This is a genomic window from Rhodococcus sp. BE178 (genome assembly GCF_050433545.1).
GTDB lineage: Bacteria > Actinomycetota > Actinomycetes > Mycobacteriales > Mycobacteriaceae > Prescottella.
Window position 1 is genome coordinate 330,913 of the sequence record NZ_JBNPXA010000001.1, and the last position, 16,321, is coordinate 347,233.

The window sequence follows — 16,321 nt, forward strand, 5'->3', positions numbered from 1 at the left end:
CCGCATGAGCGTTCTGGTCTGTTTCCATGCCCACCCCGACGACGAGGTGTTCGTGACGGGCGGGGTGATGCGGCAGGCGGCGGACGCCGGCCACCGAGTCGTCGTGGTCACCGCCACCGACGGCGCGCTCGGCGAGGTGCCCGACGGGCTACTCGCGGACGGGGAGACGCTCGCGCAGCGCCGCCGCCGGGAGCTCGAGGCCTCGACGAGTGTGCTGGGCGCGCACCGGGTGGTGATGCTGCACTACGCCGATTCGGGGATGGCGGGCACGCCGGAGAACGCGAATCCGGACGCCTTCTGCAACGTCGACGTCGACACCGCAGCGGCGCGGCTCGCGGAGATCCTCGCTGAGGAGTCCGCGGACGTGTTGACGATCTACGACCCCAACGGCGGGTACGGGCACCCCGATCACGTTCAGGTCCACCATGTCGGGGTGCGCGCGGCCGAGCTCGCGCACGTCCCGCACGTCTATGAGGCCGCGGTCAGCCGCGATCACATCCGGCGCATGATGGCGGCGAACCCGGAGTGGAGCGAGGAAGCGACCCCGCCCGACTTCGACACCTTCGGCCTGTCCGACGACGAGATCACCACGGTCGTCGACGTCACCGCGGCGCTGGACGCCAAGCGTGCCGCGATGCATGCCCACCAGACGCAGATCGGCGACTTCGGCCCGTTCCTGCAGATGCCGGCAGAGCAACTGCAGGCCGCGTTCGGGCAGGAGTGGTTCCGGAGGCGGGGTGCGCCGGCCGGACTGACGGAGACCGCTCTTCCGCTGTAGTCGGATGCTGCAGTCGAATACCGACAACTTCCTGCGCCGACGGGTCACACGGACCTAGCATCGCGGGATGCCCGGTCTCCTCGCGCGGTACCGCAGCACCGGCGCCGACCTGCCGTTCGGAAACCCTCTGGCCGCGCACGACGTCGCGATGGAGGGCTACTTCTGGCGGTTCACGCAACGCGAGACGGGACGGGTGCTGATTGCGCTCGCCGGGATCAACCGCGCCGACGACGGGCACTGGGCCACGCTCGGATTCGGTGCGCACCCCGGCGGGTTCCTGCGCACCGCGGCCCATCCCGAAGGCCGTGCCGACCCCGACCGACTCGGTGCCGTCGCGGGTGACGTGTTCCGTGGCACCGCGGACCGGCTCCGCGTCGACCTCGGACCCGACGCGCAACTCGACGTGCGCATCACCGCTCCCGTCCCGTGGCCGCGCCGTCGTCTGGGTGGATCGAGCGTGTTCCACACCGTGCCCGCGCTCAACCAGTACTGGCATCCGTGGCTGCTCGGCGGCCGCGCCGAGGGCTGGGCGGTGGTCGGCGACGAGCGGTGGGACCTCGACGGCGCCCAGGTCTATTGCGAGAAGAACTGGGGCCGTGGCGGTTTCCCGGCGGCCTGGTGGTGGGGGCAGGCCCAGGCGTTCGACGATCCGCGGGCGTGCGTCGCGTTCGCCGGCGGCCAGGTCGATGCGGGACCGCTGGGCACCGCGATCACGGCCGTCGTCGTGTTGCTGCCGGACGGGACCCTCGTGTGGCTCGGCAATCCGCTCACTTCCCCGATCCGGGCGCAGATGGGTGACGAAACCTGGCGGCTGAGCGGCGGAAACCGTCGCTGGTCCGTCGAGATCGAGGGGCACGCACCGCTGGGCGCCGCGCACGTCCTGCCGGTGCCGCTACCGGCGCAACGCCGGAACATCCCGGGCGCGTTGGAGCACCTCGCCGGCAATCTATCCGTAACGGTCCGTCACAACAATCGATGTGCCTGGTCGGGTGAGTCACGCCTGGCAGGCCTCGAGCACGGTGGGATCGCTCGGGCACAGGCGGAATCGCGGCGTCGGGGGTCGACGCAGCAGTAGCAAACCGAACCGAATTACCTCCTGGGGGGATCTTGAAGAAGCTTCGAACATCGCTGCTCGCGACTGCAGTGGCCGCGGCGGCCCTGCTCGCCGGTGCGCCGGCGGTGGCGGCCGCACCGAACCCGGTCGGCCTCGACGAGGTCTTCAGCCCGTTCGTGGTCAGCACGTTCACCGACGGCCGGATCGCCCCGTTCGAGAAGTGGCAGGCCCGCCATCCCGTATCCGATCCCTGGTACCAGGCGCCACCGGTCGGCGACGCACCCGCGGGCACGTTGCTGAAGGCGCGTCCCGCGACGGTCCAGGTGTACGGGGTGCAGCCGGGACACGTGCGCGGCTACCAGCTGATGTACGTCACAACAGATTTCGATGGGTCGGCGGCCGTGAGCACGGGCATGCTGATGATCCCCGAGGACGGCACCGCTCCGCAGGACCGCAAGCTCATCGGCTACTCCGAGGCCAACGACAGCCTCGGCCCCGGCTGCATGCCCAGCACCCAGTGGACCGGCGGTGACCAGGACGACCCCTCGTTGTTCTCCGCGCTCGGGCCCGTCGCGCAGATGTTCGGCAACGGCTGGGCCGTGATGATGAGCGACACCGCCAACGACGGCGACCCCACCCCCAACGGCTTCTCGATCGGACAGTTCTCCGGCGCCGCCACGCTCGACGGACTGCGGGCAGCACTCGCGCTACCCGCGGCCGGCTTCTCCCCCGACACCCCGGTCGGCATCTACGGCATCGCCGGTGGTGGTGTCGCGGCCGGGTTCGCGGCCGAGAAGCAGGCGACGTACGCACCCGAACTCAATGTCGTCGGCACCGTGCTGCAGGCGATGGTGGTCGACAGCGCGACGTTCGAACGCAAGGCCGACGGCGGCATCGGCGCGGGCTTCGTGTTCGCGAACTCGCTGGGCTACGCGGCCCGCTACCCCGAGATCGATCTCGACCAGGAGCTGACACCGCTCGGCCGGCAGATCGCCGACGTCTTCAACCGCACGTGCCAGCAGACGTACCTGCTCATGCCGTTCGTGCCGCTGTCCGCGCTGTACACGCACGGCCGGCCCGCCGACAATCCGGTGTTCGCCCGGGCGTACGCCGAGAACCGGTTGGGTCTTCAGGCCCCGAAGGCGCCGGTGCTGATGACGTCGTGCCGCGACGACTTCCTGGTGCCCTATTCGGACGTCGAGCAGCTCGTCGCGGCGTACCGCGCCGGCGGCACCGAGGTCACGGTCGACCCGAGCGTCTGCGGAATGTCGGACGTGCTGACAGACCCGTGGCGGGTGGGCACCGAGCTGCTGGGCATGCAGAACGTCGACTGGTTCGTCGGCAGGTTCGAGGAGGCGCGGCGATGAGGAAGCCGATTGGCGCGAACCACGCAGGCGCAGTACTACTGACCGGTCGGGGCCGTCCGGATCAGATCTGCACGGTCGCCTTCCGCATGGCCGTCAGAGGACTCGAGTACAGCGAACTGAGCGAGACGACGCCGGCCGCGTGCTCCTGGACCCGATTGCCGAATCCGGTGATCCGCACGTCGGACCCGCCCACCCGGGAGGCGCTCGACAGAGCCTGCGCCACCTGCGGTACGGCCTCGGGATAGTCGGTGAACGCCTGCCCGCCGAGGATCACCCGGTCCGGATTGAACAGGTCACGCAGCATCGCGACCGCCCGGCCGAGAGTCCGCGCCCGATCGGTCAGGATCTCCTGCGCCGGAGCCGAACCCGCCCGCGCCGCGCGGTACAGCGCGGCGATCGGCGGCAGCGGGTCGCCGCCGGGCAGGACACCGGCGCGGCGGGCCGCGAGCAGCACGCCGCGATCACTGACGGCGGCCTCGAGGCACCCGGTGGCCCCGCAGTCGCACTGCGCATCCGAGCCGGTGGGCAGGTGCGCGATCGACCCGGGTCCCGCGCTCGGGGTGTGCACCTTCCCATCGAGAGTCAGTGCCAGACCGACAGTTTCGCGTGCATAGAAGTACAGCCCGCTACCTCTCACCTCGGTGTTGTCGGCGCGCTGCGGCGTCAGCAGCAACTCGGACGCGGCCATCGCCTCGACGTGGGCGGCGACCGATACGGGCAGTCCGAACCCGGCCCCGACCACGTCACCGACGCGCGCGTCGGTCCAGCCGAGGCGGGGATGATCGACCACACCGGTCTCCGGGTCCACACGACCGCCGAGTGCCACCCCCACCCACAGGGGGCGCCGCCGGTGCCAGCGGGCCGCGAAACTGCGTGCGCTGCCGGTGATGGTGGCCAGCGCCGACCCCGACGCCCCACGTGGCGTCGGGATCTCGACTGCGCCGAGAATCCTGCCCCGCAGGTCCGACGCGATCACGCTGGTGACGACGGCGCCGATGTGGATGCCGACGGTGAGGTAGGACTCGTGGTCCACCTCGAACGGGATGCGGGGGCGGCCGACGGTGCCCGCCGGGGCGAGGTCGGGCCGCTCGCGCAGGAGTCCCACCGCCAGCATCGCCGACACGTGCCGGTTGACGGTCGCGATGCTCGAACCCGTTGCGCGCGTTGCCTCGTCGCGTGACAGGGGTCCGCCGCCGGCGGCGACACGGAACACCGCGGCGGCCGGGCTGTCGGCGATCCCGAGGGTGGGAGCCACGATTCGAGGTCGAGTGGCGGGGCGGGCCGCCCCGGAACGTGGGGTTCTCGACGTGGTGGTGCGAGCGGTCACGGGTCTCGTTCGGGTGGCGTGAGGCGCTGCAGTGAGCATGAGTCTGTCCTTGCCCCGCCCCGGGAGGGGACGGCTGTCGACGCGGTCGGGTGACGCGCTGCGACGGAGATCAGGTCCGACCGGTGGGGCGGACGATCAGCACGAACGGGGGTGCCGGCAGCGCGGAGTCAGCTGAGGGAAGCGCGGCAGGGACAACAGAGTTCCCGAGCCAGCGGCAGCCGGGACCCCAGCGCGGCGGTCACGTAGGTGACCCGCGGTGCGGAGGAAATACCGGACGACATGACGATCAAGCTAGCATCTGCGCGCGCATACCCCCAGCCCGTCCCCCACCCCGGGTTCGTGTCGGCACTACGATCGAGCCATGAGCCTGTCACCGGACACCCGCGTCGCCGTCGTCACCGGAGCGAGCTCCGGCATCGGGGAAGCCACCGCCCGCACCCTCGCCGAGCAGGGATTTCACGTCGTCCTCGGCGCCCGCCGGCTGGACCGGCTCGAGGCCATCGCCGCCGAGATCGGCGGCACCGCACTCGAGTTGGACGTCACCGACGAGGACTCGGTGGACGCATTCTGCGCGGTGCTCCCCCGTGTCGACCTGCTCGTCAACAACGCCGGCGGCGCGAAGGGCCTCGCGCCGGTCCTCGAGGCGGACCTCGACGACTGGCGCTGGATGTGGGAGACCAACGTCCTCGGGACGCTGCGCGTCACGAAAGCGCTGCTGCCCAAGCTGATCGACTCGGGCGACGGCCTGATCGTCACGATCACGTCGGTGGCCGCGTTCTCCGCCTACGACAACGGTTCGGGCTACACCTCGGCCAAGCACGCGCAGGCGGTCCTGCACCGCACCCTGCGCGGCGAGTTGCTGGGCAAGCCGGTGCGGCTGACGGAGATCGCGCCGGGCGCGGTGGAGACCGAGTTCTCGCTGGTGCGATTCGACGGCGACGCCGAGCGCGCGGCGAAGGTGTACGAGGGCATCACCCCGCTGGTGGCGGAGGACATCGCCGAGATCATCGGATTCGTCGCGTCCCGTCCGCCGCACGTGAACCTGGACCAGATCATCGTCAAGCCGCGCGATCAGGCCGAACCCGGTCGTTTCCACCGCACCACCGGCTAGTCCCGGTAGCCTCGCGGCATGCAGCACCGATTGCGGCCGGGTCCGCTTCTCGACGCGCGCGGGCGCCTCGCCGAGGCGGGGTGGGCGAGCGCCGAGGCCCGTCGCTACGACCGCGATGCCGTCGCGGCGCCGTCGTGGCGGATCAAGGAGTGGGACTACTACTGCGTCCTCACCCCCGATTACGGGCTGGCGCTGACGGTCGCCGACAACAGCTACATGGGCCTGTTGGGCGTGTCGTGGCTCGACTTCCGCGGCCGATGCGAGTGCACGGAGAACGTCATGCTGCCGTTCCCGATGGGCCGGATGGGCCTGCCGGCGAGCGCCGACGACGGCGATGTCGTGGTGGACCGCCGGAAGATGCGGATCGCGTTCCGTCACGTCGACGGCGGACGGGTGCTCAGCATCGACCATCCCGGTTTCGACGGCGGTCGCGGCCTGCGGGGCGAGCTGCATCTGACGCAGCCGCCGATGGACCGCATGGTGATCGCGACGCCGTTCCCGAAGGACTACAAGGCGTTCTACTACAACCAGAAGATCAATTGCATGCCCGCGAGTGGCGAGATCACTGTCGGTACAGAGACTTTCGACTTCGATCCGGAGACCGCCTTCGGTGTGTTCGACTGGGGTCGTGGGGTGTGGACCTACGACAACGTCTGGTACTGGGGGTCCGCATCGGGTGTCGTCGACGACCGCACGTTCGGCTTCAACATCGGATACGGGTTCGGCGACACGTCCGCGGCGAGCGAGAACATGGTGTTCGTGAACGGTGTCGCGCACAAGCTGGACCGGGTGACGTTCCACCTGCCCGAGGGCACCTTCGACGGCGCCCCCTGGAAGTTCAGCAGCAACGACGGGCGCTTCGAGATGACGTTCGAGCCGATCATCGACCGGGCGGCGTCGACGGACCTGAAGGTGCTGCGCTCCATTCAGCACCAGGTGTTCGGCCGGTTCACCGGGCATGTCGTGCTCGACGACGGCAGCCGGGTCGAGGTCACCGACCTCCTCGGATTCGCCGAGGAGGTCCGCAACCGCTGGTGAACGGTCGCGCTCACCACTCCCGATAGGACGGTGTGGCCGGCGCTTCCTCCTGCGGGCCGCCGTCGTCGTCCTTGCCGTACAGCCGACGTTGATGCTTTCGTTGCATCGCGGTGTAGCTGCGGATCTCTCGGACGAGGAGCACCACGAAGACCACGGCGACGACGCACACCGCGATCACCAGTTCCGGAGCCACGCCCACCGTCGGCGTCGTCTGCACCCGAGACCTCCTAGTTCATATTCAACGAGCTTGCGGCGCTGGGCGGTTCGGCCGGAGGCTGCTGCCCGAGTGCGGCCTTGGCATCCTCCCCGGCATGCGCACCGATCATGCCGGCCGCCATGTCCTGCCCCGCTGAGACCAGCTTGCGCTCGGCGACATTCGCGATCCCGTCCACGAGCAGATCGTTGACCTGCGAACTTCCGAGCGGACTGGACACCGCCGTCGACACGACGGTTCCGTACACGTCCTTCCCGAGCGCGGCCATGTCGAATCGGTCCCGGTTGCCCTCGGCCATCTGCATCAACTGGATACCGGCGGACAGGCCCCCGTCGCGGAGCACGGCCACCGCGATCTCGCGGCCGAGTTTGCCGATGAGTTCCTGCAGGATCATCCGCACGGTTACCTGGGTGGCTATCTCGGCTGCGGGGATGGCCGCCGCGCTCGCACCGAACGTTCCGGCCGCGGCCGCGAGGAGCGACGCGATCTCCACCGCGAGCAGGCCCAATGCGGCGATGATCGAGAGCTTCGCGTGTTCGACGTCGGCGGCGGTGCTCTCGCACGAGTCGGCGAGTTGACGGCACGCGGCGGCGAGTTCCTCGACCGAGGCCCCGACCTCGCGCCATCTACCGGCGACGGCGTCGTTCACGTCTCCGGTCAGGGCGTCCAACGCCGGCTGGATGGACCGAGCACCGTCGGCGCCGGCCCGATCGAGGCGGACGGCGGCGAGCTCCCACGCGTCGGACAGTCGACGCAGCGACGTCTCGTCGGCCTCCGGCCAGTCCTGCCCGACCGCGACCGAGGCGACGGTTCGCAGCGAACCGGGGATCTCGATGCCCATCAGTGACCGCCCCCCAGCGTGCCGGCGAGTCCGCTATCGGTCTGCTCGAACACCTCTGCGGTGTCCCGCAATCCGCCCGCGACGCCCGCGAACACCTCCGCGACGTGCCGCAGCGCGGATCGGGCACCGTCGGCGCCCGGAACGTACGTGGACGCGAATGCCGTTCCGGGAGCATCCGTTCCCCAGCTCGCGCCCTCCGTGTCGAGAGTCGAGGCGAGCTCGCTCAGCGCATCGGTGAGCCGGTCGGCGAGGACGTCGAAGTGCGGCGCGGCACCTCGCAACTGCTGCGGGTCCACCCGCATCTCGTCAGCCACGGTGCGCCTCTCTCATGATCGGTGCCCGCCAGTCGTGGAGGTCGTCGTCCTGGGCCGGAGTACTCGGATGCTCGGTGCCGGGGCCGAACTCGGTCGCCACCGTCGGGACCAGGTTCCGGATACTCGGCGCCCCGTCCACCAGGTCGGGCAGGTCCGGGAGGTTCGCGGTCAGTGCAGCGACCGGCGCCATCAGTTCCGCGATGCGTGCGCGTACCTCGGCCACCGCGGCCCGGGCCGTGCCGGCAACGACATCGGCGAGCCGTGCGGGCGTCGTTCGCGTGAATGTCGACGGATCGAAGTCCACCGCCACCACCGCGCCGGACGAGTCGACTGTCACCCGGACCAGCCCGTCCGGCGATTCCGCCTGGGCAGTGGTGTTCGCGACAGCCCCCTGCGCTACCGCGAGTGCCTCCGTCTGCTCGTGCAGCCCAGCGAGCAGAGCATCGATCTGCTCCTGCAGCGCGGCGTTGCGACCCCTCGACTGCTCGCGCGCGGCGTCTCGAGCGTCGGCCCGAATACCGTTGTCGGTCATTGCGTCCCTCCCGATCTTCCCCTTCGCTGTCTATAGACGCGGGCGTGAGGGAATCGGTTCCATCGGGCCGAGAAGTCGTCAGCGCACGGGCACGCGGGTGCGGATCGCCTCCACCAGGCGCTGTATCTCTCCCGCCAGATCCACGGTGGCTGCCGGTGCGACGACGACGGCACCGGTTTCGCGCATCGTGTAGCGCCCGTCGCCATCGAAGTCGAGCCAGTGCAGCCCGATTCCGTCGGCCGTGGGCCGACCGTCGTATGCGACGCCCGCAAACGCGGTGATCTCACCGATGCCGGTGCGGGGGCGCCGCAGCAGCCCCAGCGCCTCGTCACGAAGGCGGGTGGCGCCGGCCGATACGAGTAGAGGACCACCGGCGGAATCGAGGTCGCTGCGACGGAAGCGCAGTGCGCTGCGGGATCCGGCCGGGACCGCGGGAAGGGCGGCCGCGACGGCATGGGGGATCTGCATCGGCGGAACCCCGTGGATCAACACGTCGCCGCCGGTGTCGGCGTCGGCACCCGGCAGCTGGATCGCCAGTGTTGCTCCGGTGCCGCGAATTCCGGCGTGCATGCGTATCCGGGCCGCGAGTCCGGCACCGGCGAAACCGGCCACTTCGAGCCGGATGTCGGGCTCGGCGAGCACCGTCAGGTGGTGGTGAAGGGTCTCGGTGACTCGCGGCGCCCAGTACTGTGCGGCCGCGCGGCGCTGCCGATCCAGGTCGTCCCGGTCGTCCGCGGTCGGCCGGAACCGCAGCGGGTACGGCAGCCGGTCCCGCCCCAACTGTCTCCACAGGACCTCGAACTCGAGGCCGGTGAACCGCCAGCTCGAGTCACTCCCTGTCCGACCACCGGCAGATTCGCCGAATCCCACCCCGTCACCCCTCCCCGAGTGCACAAGCGTCGCCCACGGAAGACGTCGCCCACCGACAATAGACGCGCCGGCACCCGAGACGGTTCCACGCGATCGGCACGAGCGCCCACTCCTTCTCGTTCCGGGCGGGAATCCGCAGGATCGGCCGAGGAATGGGCGCTCAGGCTCACAGCGTCGCCGCGGCCCGCTCGATCGCGTCCGACACCTGTCCCGGCTGCGACACCAGCACCGCGTGTGAGGCGCCGGGGATGTCGGCGATCTGTGCACCCGCGCGTGCGGCCATGAATCGCTCGGACGCGGGTGGGATCACGCGGTCCTGGCCGGGGATCACCGCCCAGGTCGGCAGGGTCTGCCATGACGGGTCCTGTGTCGGCTCGAGGTTCGCAGACAGTGCGATGGACCGCTGGTGGGCAATCATGTCGGCTGCGGTGGCGTCGGAGACATCCTGGCAGAAGGCCTCGTGGAAGCGGCTCGGGTCGATGTAGCCGTCGATGTTCTTGCCGATGGGATTGGTCGTGTCGTCGACCACCTTCACCTGCAGCACCGGCGGCACCAGTTGGCTACCGGGGAACGTGAGCGGGTTGAGCGCTGCCATCGCCGGTTCTCCCTGCGCCGGAATGAATCCGGCCACGTAGACCATTCCGGCCACGTTGGGCGAATGGGTGTTGGTGATGACGGCACCGCCGTACGAGTGCCCGACCAACAGCACCGGGCCCGGGATGTCCGCGAGGGCCTTCTCGATCGCGGCCGAATCGTAGGCCGGTCCGCGCAGCGGATTCGACGGCACCACGACGTTGTACCCGCGCCCTCGCAGTTCGGCGGCGACGGGATCCCAGCTCGTGGTGTCCGCGAACGCGCCGTGCACCAGCACGACGGTCGGCACGGGCTTGGCGGTCGCCGGCGACACTCCCACCGCCAGAACCGCTGCGAGTGCCAGCACGCACATCGCCGTCAACGTCCGAATCCTGCGCATTCTCACGGCGGATCTCCTCGCGTCGGAAGTCCGTCGACTTTCCCACGCCGCCAACACAGGTCAGGACGGTTCGGCCCAGCCGAGACTCAGCCGTGCCTCACCCGAGACTCACGCGAGCGCCGACATCGACAGCCACGTCGGCCAGTCGATCGCCCAGTCGTAGACGTCGCCGTCCGCGGCCGAGAGGTCGATGCGGGTGCCGGTGACCTCCACCGGATCGCCGTACATCGCTGTGCCGAAGTACTCCTCGGCGTCCGACAGCGACAGGTTGATGCACCCGTTCGTCACGTTCGATGCGCCCTGGACCCCGACCGTGGCCGGATTCGCGTGGATGAACTCGCCGTTGTTGGAGATCCGCACCGCCCAGCGCTCACGGACGTTCTCGTAGTACGGCGGGTTGGACATCAGGAAGTCCTCGTGCTTCTCGGTGACGACGTGGACGCCGCTGCGGGTGACGTTGCGGTCCTCGTTGCCCTCGCCGTAACTGACGGGAATGTCCATGATCGTGACACCGTCGCGGACCACCTGCATGCGATGGCTCGGGGCGTTCGCCTTGACGATCTGGCTGCGGCCGATGGAGAAGTTCAGGCTCACGTCGCCCGCGCCGTAGGCGCCCCCACCGAAGTCGACGCCGTACAGATTGGCATCGACGTTGACGGTCGTGCCGGGTACCCAGTAGTTCGCCGGCCGCCAGTGCGCCCGCGCGCCACGGTCGTCGGGCAGCCACGCCCACGCGCCGGGGGTCGGCGGGTTCGTGGTTACCTTCAGTGCCTTCTCGACGGCGGCCTTGTCCGCAATGGGTCCGTCGAACTGGAGGATGATCGGGGCCCCGATGCCGACGACCTGACCGTCGGCGATGTTGGTGCGCACCGACGTCGTCGTGACCGGGTCCACGGTCGTGAACGAGCCGGCGACCGGCACGGATTTACCGTCCGAACCGACTGCGGTGCCAGTCCACGTGTAGGTGCTGCCGTAGCCGAGGGGTTCGGTCACGGTGAACGACTGACCGTCGGGGCTCAGCGCACCCTGCACCACCTTGCCGGTGGCATTGGTGAGCGCGACGCCCTGCAGCGTGCCGCCGTCGACACGGATCGAGACCGGTTCGACGGGGTTGACGCCCTTCGCGCCGGCGGCCGGCGTCTGGACCACCTCCGCAACGGGGGCGGCCTCGGCCTTGCTGTCCGTGGCGCCACCCGTAGCGATGGTGCAGCCCGCGAGCAGCGTCACACCCAGCAGGACGGCGACCACCGCCAGCAAACGCGTCCGAATTGACCGAATCCCCTGATCATGCACGGATTCAACGGTACTCGCCGCACGGTAGTGGCTTTCGTCACTCAGACATCGATCAGATGACGACGCCCACCGTGACGGGCTCCGGTTCGAGGCGCACCCCGAACGCGGACTCGACACCGTCCCGGACAGTTCGGGCCAGGTCCACGAGGTCACCCGTGACGGCCTGCCCGCGGTTCGTCAGGGCCAGGGTGTGCTTGGTGGACAGGCGAACCCGCGACTCGGCACCCGGGTAGCCCTTGCCGAACCCGGCACGCTCGATGAGCCAACCCGCGGACAGCTTGGTCAGCTTGGTGCCGGCCTCCCCGGGGAACTGCGGGATCCGCACGTCCGCACCGACCTTCGCCCGGATCGCGTCGAGAATCGTGGGCAGGCTCACGTCCGGGACCACCGGATTGGTGAAGAACGACCCGGCGCTCCACGTGTCGTGGTCGTCGGCGTCGAGCACCATGCCCTTGCCGCGGCGCAGGCCGAGGACCACGTCGCGCACCTCGGCGGTGGGCCGCCGCTCGCCCTCCTCGGCGCCGAGAGACGACGCCAGTTCGCGGTACGCGAGCGGTGCGCTCGAGCCGTCGGGCCGGACGGTCATCTCGACGGCCAGGACCAGCGCGTCGTCGCGGTGCTTGAGGACGCTGGTGCGGTACCCGAGGCCCAGCTCGGACGGCTCCGCCCAGTGCACGTCGCCGGTGGTGCGATCCAGCAGCTGCACGCGTCGCAGCAGCGAGCCCACCTCGACGCCGTACGCGCCGACGTTCTGCACCGGGGTCGCCCCGGTCGAGCCGGGGATCCCGGACAGGCACTCGAGCCCGCCGAGGCCCGCGGCGACGGTCTTGGCGACGACGTCGTCCCACGCGGCGCCGGCCTGCGCGAGCACGGTCTCGTCACCGAGCTCCACCCCGGCGTCGGCGACACGGACCACGACGCCGGCGAACCCGTCGTCGGCGATCACCAGGTTGGATCCGCCGCCGAGGATCAGCGTCGGCACCTGCGCGTCGTCGAGGGCGCGGACGACGTCGACGAGGGTCCGGGTGGACGGGCATTCGGCCAGTACCGCGGCGGGGCCGCCGAGCCGCAGGGTGGTCAGGGTCGACAGCGGCACCTGCTCGGACAGCTGGGCGCCGGCGTCGACGAGGCGCCCCCGGATGAGTGGATCCAACACGTGGAAACGGTAGCGTGCCGTCCATGGCCCGACACATCGAGCATTCCGCGCAATACCCCCAACCCGTCGCGACGGTGCACGCCGCACTCACCGACGAGGGCTACTGGCATGCCCGTCTGCAGCAGGTGGGCGGGCCCGGCGCGAAGCTCGACAAGGTCACCGTCGGTGACGGCACCATCGACGTGGCGATGACGCAGGCCGTCCCCGCCCAACATCTGCCGTCCGTCGTCACCAAGATCCGTCCCGGTGACCTGATCATCACGCGTACCGAATCGTGGGGTGCACTACAGGGCGACCGGGCCGTGGGCACCTTCTCCGCCGAGGTCGAGGGCGCTCCCGGGCAGCTGCGCGGCACCATGACGCTCACCGCGGACGGCAGTGGATCGCTGCTGGTCATGGAGGGTGAGGTCGAGGTCAAGATGCCGCTGATCGGCGGCAAGATCGAGTCGGTCATCGCCGGTCAGATCCTCGAACTCCTCGACGCCGAGGAGGACTTCACCGGCCAGTGGACATCCTCGGCCGGGTAGCCGCTTTCTCCAACGGACCGGGCACCAGCCGGTAATCTGCCGGTCATGGCCCGTCGTATCGACTACTCCGCCAGGTTCGACCACCCTGCCGAGCTGGTGTACGCCGCGCTGGGCAACCCGGACTACTGGGAAGCGCGGATGGAAGAGATGCGCAAGTACGCCGACAACGCAGGGAACCTCGTCTCACACGAGGTCCACGACGGCGGCATCGACCTGGTGCTGCACCACGTGCTGCCCCGCAAGGACCTGCCGGAGATCGCGCAGACCGTGCTGAAGAAGGACCTGATCATCACCCGCAAGGAGCGGTACACCCCGTTCGGTGACCCCGTGACCGGCACCTACGAGGCCTCCATTCCGGGCGGACCGGGCAGCCTCACCGGCACGATCGAACTGTTCGGCACCGACACCGGGTCCACGCTGCGCACGTCGTCGGAGGCGAAGGTGTTCATCCCGTTCGTCGGCGGCAAGCTCGAGCAGCTGATGCTGGTGAACCTGGTCGACCTGTTCCGCACGGAAGCCGAAGTCACGGCCACCTGGCTCGCCCGGCAGTAACCGGCGTGCGTGAAGGTAAACCCGTCGGCGTCATCACCCGCGGCACCACAGGTATCAATCGGCTGCGCCGAAGCGACCGCTGGCTCGTGCACAGCCCCGCCGTCACGAGGATGCTGCGTGACGCCCCCGACCCGCTGATCGTCGACCTCGGCTACGGCGCGATGCCGGTCACCACGTACGAGATGGCGTCCCGCCTGCGGACGGTGCGCCCCGACGTCCGCGTCGTGGGGCTCGAGATCGACCCGGACCGGGTGGTCGAGGGCCGCGACGGCGTGAGCTTCGCGCGCGGCGGCTTCGAACTCGCCGGCCTTCGACCCACCCTGATCCGCGCGTTCAACGTGCTGCGCCAGTACCCCGAGGACGCCGTCGACGAGGCGTGGGGCCGGTTGCGCGCCGGTCTCGCGCCCGGCGGTCTGATCGTGGACGGCACGTGCGACGAACTCGGGCGCCGCTGCGCGTGGGTGCTGCTCGACCGCGACGGCCCGCGCTCGCTGACGCTCGCCTGGGATCCGTTCGGCGTGGACCGGCCCAGCGACATCGCCGAGCGCCTGCCCAAGGCGTTGATCCACCGCAACGTCCCGGGCGAACGCATCCACGACCTGCTCGTCACCGCCGACCGCGCCTGGGCGACCGCCGCCGGGCTGGCGCCGTTCGGCCCACGGGTGCGGTGGCGGGAGACACTGCATCTGCTCGCCGACCTCGGCGTCCCCGTCGCACCCCAGCGCCGCCGCCTGCGGGACTGCGTCCTCACCGTGCCGTGGAGCTACGTCCGGCCCGGGCGGTAGCGCGTACGGTTCACCCGCCGATCGCCGGCATCACCGATCGCGAGCTATGCAGACTCGCAACGGAACTCGCCGATCACGATGCCGCGACGCTACCGGCACGACCCCAGCGCGTGCTCGATCCGCTCGGCGACCTGTTCGGGCCGGCCGTCGCATTCGGCGCGCAGGCGTTCGGGGTCGATGCGGCCGATCGCGACGCCGTCGCTGACGACCTCGTCGAACAGGTCCTGCGCAATCCCGCCGGTCGCGAGGTCGAGTGCGGTGCACAGCGGGGTGGTGATGCCGAACGTCCCGGTCTGTTCAGTGTCCTCGGGTCGCAGTTCCCGGCGGTGCAGCGCAAGCCGGCGGGTGGGTGCGGGTGCCGAGCCCGTCGTCGACAGGTGCACGAAGCTGGGGTGCAGATGGCCGAGGCCGTGCAGTTCTGCGGCGCTCTGATGCGAGACCACCGCGGCGCCCTCGAACCACGCACACCACTTGGCGTACTCCTCGAGGTCGGTGCGCGGGAATGAGGCGAGCCGGAACAGATCCCGTTCGATCCGCAACCAGGACCCCTCGGCCAGGCGGCCGCCGATATCCTCGGCAGTGCAACCAAGACGCAGCGCCTGCCCGGTCGTGAAATACCCCGCTTGCCGGAGCGCAAGACGACGCAGATCCTCACCCGCCTCAGGGGTGGGTTCTCGCCGCGGATCTGTCCAGCCCGCCATGCAGCAACAGTACTGCGCGGATATGCAGCGGATCACAGTTTTGGCGGAGCCGGTGTCCATACCGATCCCCCATTCACAGAAACCGTTCAGAGTCTTCGGGGAGAATCCTTCTCATGTCGGCACCAGTGAACGCACCCCAGATGCCCACGCCCCCGAAGCCCAAGCGGCGCAAGGCGGTCATGATCTCGCTGATCGTGGTCGCAGCGCTGGTCGTCGCACTCGTCGGCGGTGAGCTGTTCCTGAGGCAGCGCGCGACCAGTTGCATGGAGTCGCAGTTCCAGAGCCAGCTGGGCTCCGACGTGAACGTCAGCCTCAGCTGGAAGCCGGTGCTGTGGCAGATGGTGGGCAAGGACGTTCCGTACGTGAAGATCGACAGCTCCGGCTCGTCGTTCGGCCCCGCTCAGGGGATGGAGGTGCACGCCCGCGCCAACGACATCAAGATCACGGACTCCCCCGACAGCAGCGGCACCATCGGCAGTTCCAGCGCCGATGTCACGTGGTCGACGGCTGGGATCCTGGCAACCGTGCAGTCGCAATCGCTGGGCAACCTGGTCAGCTCGGTGACCTCCGATCCCACAGCGGGGACGCTGAAGTTCGCCGTCGGTCCGGCGGGACTGGCAGACCTGACGGTGCGCCCGTCGGTGCAGAACGGCGAGGTCGTCGTCGAGACGGTAGGCGCGGAGATCCTCGGACTCGGCCTGCCCACGGCGCTCGTCGACGGGATCGTGCAGACCCTGACGGACAGCCTGCAGCAGTACCCGCTGGGCATGGCCCCCACGTCGCTGACCGTCACGGACAACTCCGTCGACCTGAACCTCGAGGGCGGTCAGTACGTGATGCCGCCGCAGGACCCCAACGTGCAGAGCGGCTGCAGCCTACTCTGACGTC

Annotated in this window: 19 protein-coding genes; 9 read left to right on the forward strand and 10 right to left on the reverse strand. The window is 69.8% G+C overall.

All coding sequences use genetic code 11. From position 1 onward, the window contains the following. Positions 1-4: 4 nt before the first annotated feature. From J2X34_RS01535 to J2X34_RS01545, 3 genes are all read left to right on the forward strand, one after another. Positions 5-778, forward strand: coding sequence for a PIG-L family deacetylase (locus tag J2X34_RS01535; RefSeq protein ID WP_114718684.1), 774 nt, complete (start codon positions 5-7; stop codon positions 776-778). Between the two features lie 67 nt (positions 779-845). Beyond that, a complete protein-coding gene (locus J2X34_RS01540; RefSeq protein ID WP_114718683.1) occupies positions 846-1,853 on the forward strand; it encodes a tocopherol cyclase family protein in 1,008 nt (335 codons plus the stop codon). 32 nt (positions 1,854-1,885) lie between these two features. Next, positions 1,886-3,199, forward strand: a complete 1,314-nt coding sequence (locus J2X34_RS01545; RefSeq protein WP_114718682.1) for a lipase family protein — start codon at positions 1,886-1,888, stop codon at positions 3,197-3,199. A 61-nt stretch (positions 3,200-3,260) separates the two neighbouring features. Here J2X34_RS01545 and J2X34_RS01550 read toward each other — a convergent pair whose 3' ends face one another. Continuing rightward, the gene (locus tag J2X34_RS01550; RefSeq protein WP_114718681.1) at positions 3,261-4,565 is read right to left on the reverse strand and encodes an ROK family protein; all 1,305 of its coding nucleotides are present in this window, start codon (positions 4,563-4,565) and stop codon (positions 3,261-3,263) included. Between the two features lie 322 nt (positions 4,566-4,887). Between J2X34_RS01550 and J2X34_RS01555 the strand changes: the two genes are divergently transcribed. Beyond that, positions 4,888-5,637 (forward strand): SDR family NAD(P)-dependent oxidoreductase, encoded by a 750-nt coding sequence (locus J2X34_RS01555; protein ID WP_114718680.1) that lies wholly within the window; start codon positions 4,888-4,890, stop codon positions 5,635-5,637. Positions 5,638-5,655: 18 nt separating this feature from the next. Beyond that, positions 5,656-6,675 carry a DUF2804 domain-containing protein gene (locus J2X34_RS01560; protein WP_429515970.1) on the forward strand — a complete coding sequence of 340 codons (1,020 nt, stop codon included), beginning with the start codon at positions 5,656-5,658 and terminating at the stop codon, positions 6,673-6,675. 10 nt (positions 6,676-6,685) lie between these two features. Here J2X34_RS01560 and J2X34_RS01565 read toward each other — a convergent pair whose 3' ends face one another. The 8 genes from J2X34_RS01565 to J2X34_RS01600 all read right to left on the reverse strand — a co-directional run bounded on the left by J2X34_RS01565 (position 6,686) and on the right by J2X34_RS01600 (position 12,868). After that, positions 6,686-6,892 (reverse strand): hypothetical protein, encoded by a 207-nt coding sequence (locus J2X34_RS01565; RefSeq protein WP_114718678.1) that lies wholly within the window; start codon positions 6,890-6,892, stop codon positions 6,686-6,688. A gap of 10 nt (positions 6,893-6,902) precedes the next feature. Continuing rightward, positions 6,903-7,730 (reverse strand): hypothetical protein, encoded by an 828-nt coding sequence (locus J2X34_RS01570; RefSeq protein WP_114718677.1) that lies wholly within the window; start codon positions 7,728-7,730, stop codon positions 6,903-6,905. Further along, positions 7,730-8,044: a WXG100 family type VII secretion target gene (locus J2X34_RS01575; protein ID WP_258557614.1), complete on the reverse strand. Its 315-nt coding sequence runs from the start codon at positions 8,042-8,044 to the stop codon at positions 7,730-7,732. The genes J2X34_RS01570 and J2X34_RS01575 overlap by 1 nt, the downstream gene beginning before the upstream one ends. Next, positions 8,037-8,576: a YbaB/EbfC family nucleoid-associated protein gene (locus tag J2X34_RS01580; protein ID WP_114718676.1), complete on the reverse strand. Its 540-nt coding sequence runs from the start codon at positions 8,574-8,576 to the stop codon at positions 8,037-8,039. Before J2X34_RS01580 ends, J2X34_RS01575 begins: the two co-directional genes overlap by 8 nt. A 78-nt stretch (positions 8,577-8,654) precedes the next feature. Beyond that, positions 8,655-9,446, reverse strand: a complete 792-nt coding sequence (locus J2X34_RS01585; protein WP_114718675.1) for an ESX secretion-associated protein EspG — start codon at positions 9,444-9,446, stop codon at positions 8,655-8,657. A gap of 166 nt (positions 9,447-9,612) precedes the next feature. Beyond that, positions 9,613-10,425 carry an alpha/beta fold hydrolase gene (locus J2X34_RS01590; protein WP_429515971.1) on the reverse strand — a complete coding sequence of 271 codons (813 nt, stop codon included), beginning with the start codon at positions 10,423-10,425 and terminating at the stop codon, positions 9,613-9,615. Positions 10,426-10,527: 102 nt separating this feature from the next. After that, the gene (locus J2X34_RS01595) at positions 10,528-11,712 is read right to left on the reverse strand and encodes a L,D-transpeptidase (RefSeq protein ID WP_114718673.1); all 1,185 of its coding nucleotides are present in this window, start codon (positions 11,710-11,712) and stop codon (positions 10,528-10,530) included. A 52-nt stretch (positions 11,713-11,764) separates the two neighbouring features. Further along, positions 11,765-12,868 (reverse strand): UDP-N-acetylmuramate dehydrogenase, encoded by a 1,104-nt coding sequence (locus tag J2X34_RS01600; protein WP_114718672.1) that lies wholly within the window; start codon positions 12,866-12,868, stop codon positions 11,765-11,767. Between the two features lie 23 nt (positions 12,869-12,891). Here J2X34_RS01600 and J2X34_RS01605 point away from each other — a divergent pair, with 23 nt between their 5' ends. From J2X34_RS01605 to J2X34_RS01615, 3 genes are read left to right on the forward strand one after another with little or no spacing between them, the layout of a single operon-like run. After that, positions 12,892-13,395, forward strand: a complete 504-nt coding sequence (locus tag J2X34_RS01605; RefSeq protein WP_429515972.1) for a DUF2505 domain-containing protein — start codon at positions 12,892-12,894, stop codon at positions 13,393-13,395. Positions 13,396-13,440: 45 nt separating this feature from the next. Continuing rightward, complete coding sequence (locus tag J2X34_RS01610) at positions 13,441-13,947, forward strand: DUF2505 domain-containing protein (protein WP_114718670.1); 507 nt, start codon at positions 13,441-13,443, stop codon at positions 13,945-13,947. A gap of 5 nt (positions 13,948-13,952) precedes the next feature. Next, complete coding sequence (locus J2X34_RS01615; protein ID WP_114718669.1) at positions 13,953-14,732, forward strand: class I SAM-dependent methyltransferase; 780 nt, start codon at positions 13,953-13,955, stop codon at positions 14,730-14,732. An 89-nt stretch (positions 14,733-14,821) separates the two neighbouring features. Here the strand turns inward: J2X34_RS01615 and J2X34_RS01620 are convergent, their stop codons facing one another. Beyond that, the gene (locus J2X34_RS01620) at positions 14,822-15,433 is read right to left on the reverse strand and encodes a type IV toxin-antitoxin system AbiEi family antitoxin domain-containing protein (protein WP_174912665.1); all 612 of its coding nucleotides are present in this window, start codon (positions 15,431-15,433) and stop codon (positions 14,822-14,824) included. Positions 15,434-15,573: 140 nt separating this feature from the next. Between J2X34_RS01620 and J2X34_RS01625 the strand changes: the two genes are divergently transcribed. After that, positions 15,574-16,317: an LmeA family phospholipid-binding protein gene (locus J2X34_RS01625; RefSeq protein ID WP_429516171.1), complete on the forward strand. Its 744-nt coding sequence runs from the start codon at positions 15,574-15,576 to the stop codon at positions 16,315-16,317. The last annotated feature ends 4 nt before the right edge of the window (positions 16,318-16,321 follow it).

Bases quoted from the DNA above. Each gene is read 5' to 3' on its own strand.
- J2X34_RS01620 (WP_174912665.1), bottom strand. From the start codon at position 15,433: ATGGCGGGCTGGACAGATCCGCGGCGAGAACCCACCCCTGAGGCGGGT.
- J2X34_RS01540 (WP_114718683.1), top strand. From the start codon at position 846: ATGCCCGGTCTCCTCGCGCGGTACCGCAGCACCGGCGCCGACCTGCCG.
- J2X34_RS01625 (WP_429516171.1), top strand. From the start codon at position 15,574: ATGCCCACGCCCCCGAAGCCCAAGCGGCGCAAGGCGGTCATGATCTCG.
- J2X34_RS01580 (WP_114718676.1), bottom strand. From the start codon at position 8,576: ATGACCGACAACGGTATTCGGGCCGACGCTCGAGACGCCGCGCGCGAG.
- J2X34_RS01555 (WP_114718680.1), top strand. From the start codon at position 4,888: ATGAGCCTGTCACCGGACACCCGCGTCGCCGTCGTCACCGGAGCGAGC.
- J2X34_RS01570 (WP_114718677.1), bottom strand. From the start codon at position 7,730: ATGGGCATCGAGATCCCCGGTTCGCTGCGAACCGTCGCCTCGGTCGCG.
- J2X34_RS01550 (WP_114718681.1), bottom strand. From the start codon at position 4,565: ATGCTCACTGCAGCGCCTCACGCCACCCGAACGAGACCCGTGACCGCT.
- J2X34_RS01605 (WP_429515972.1), top strand. From the start codon at position 12,892: ATGGCCCGACACATCGAGCATTCCGCGCAATACCCCCAACCCGTCGCG.
- J2X34_RS01535 (WP_114718684.1), top strand. From the start codon at position 5: ATGAGCGTTCTGGTCTGTTTCCATGCCCACCCCGACGACGAGGTGTTC.
- J2X34_RS01560 (WP_429515970.1), top strand. From the start codon at position 5,656: ATGCAGCACCGATTGCGGCCGGGTCCGCTTCTCGACGCGCGCGGGCGC.
- J2X34_RS01610 (WP_114718670.1), top strand. From the start codon at position 13,441: ATGGCCCGTCGTATCGACTACTCCGCCAGGTTCGACCACCCTGCCGAG.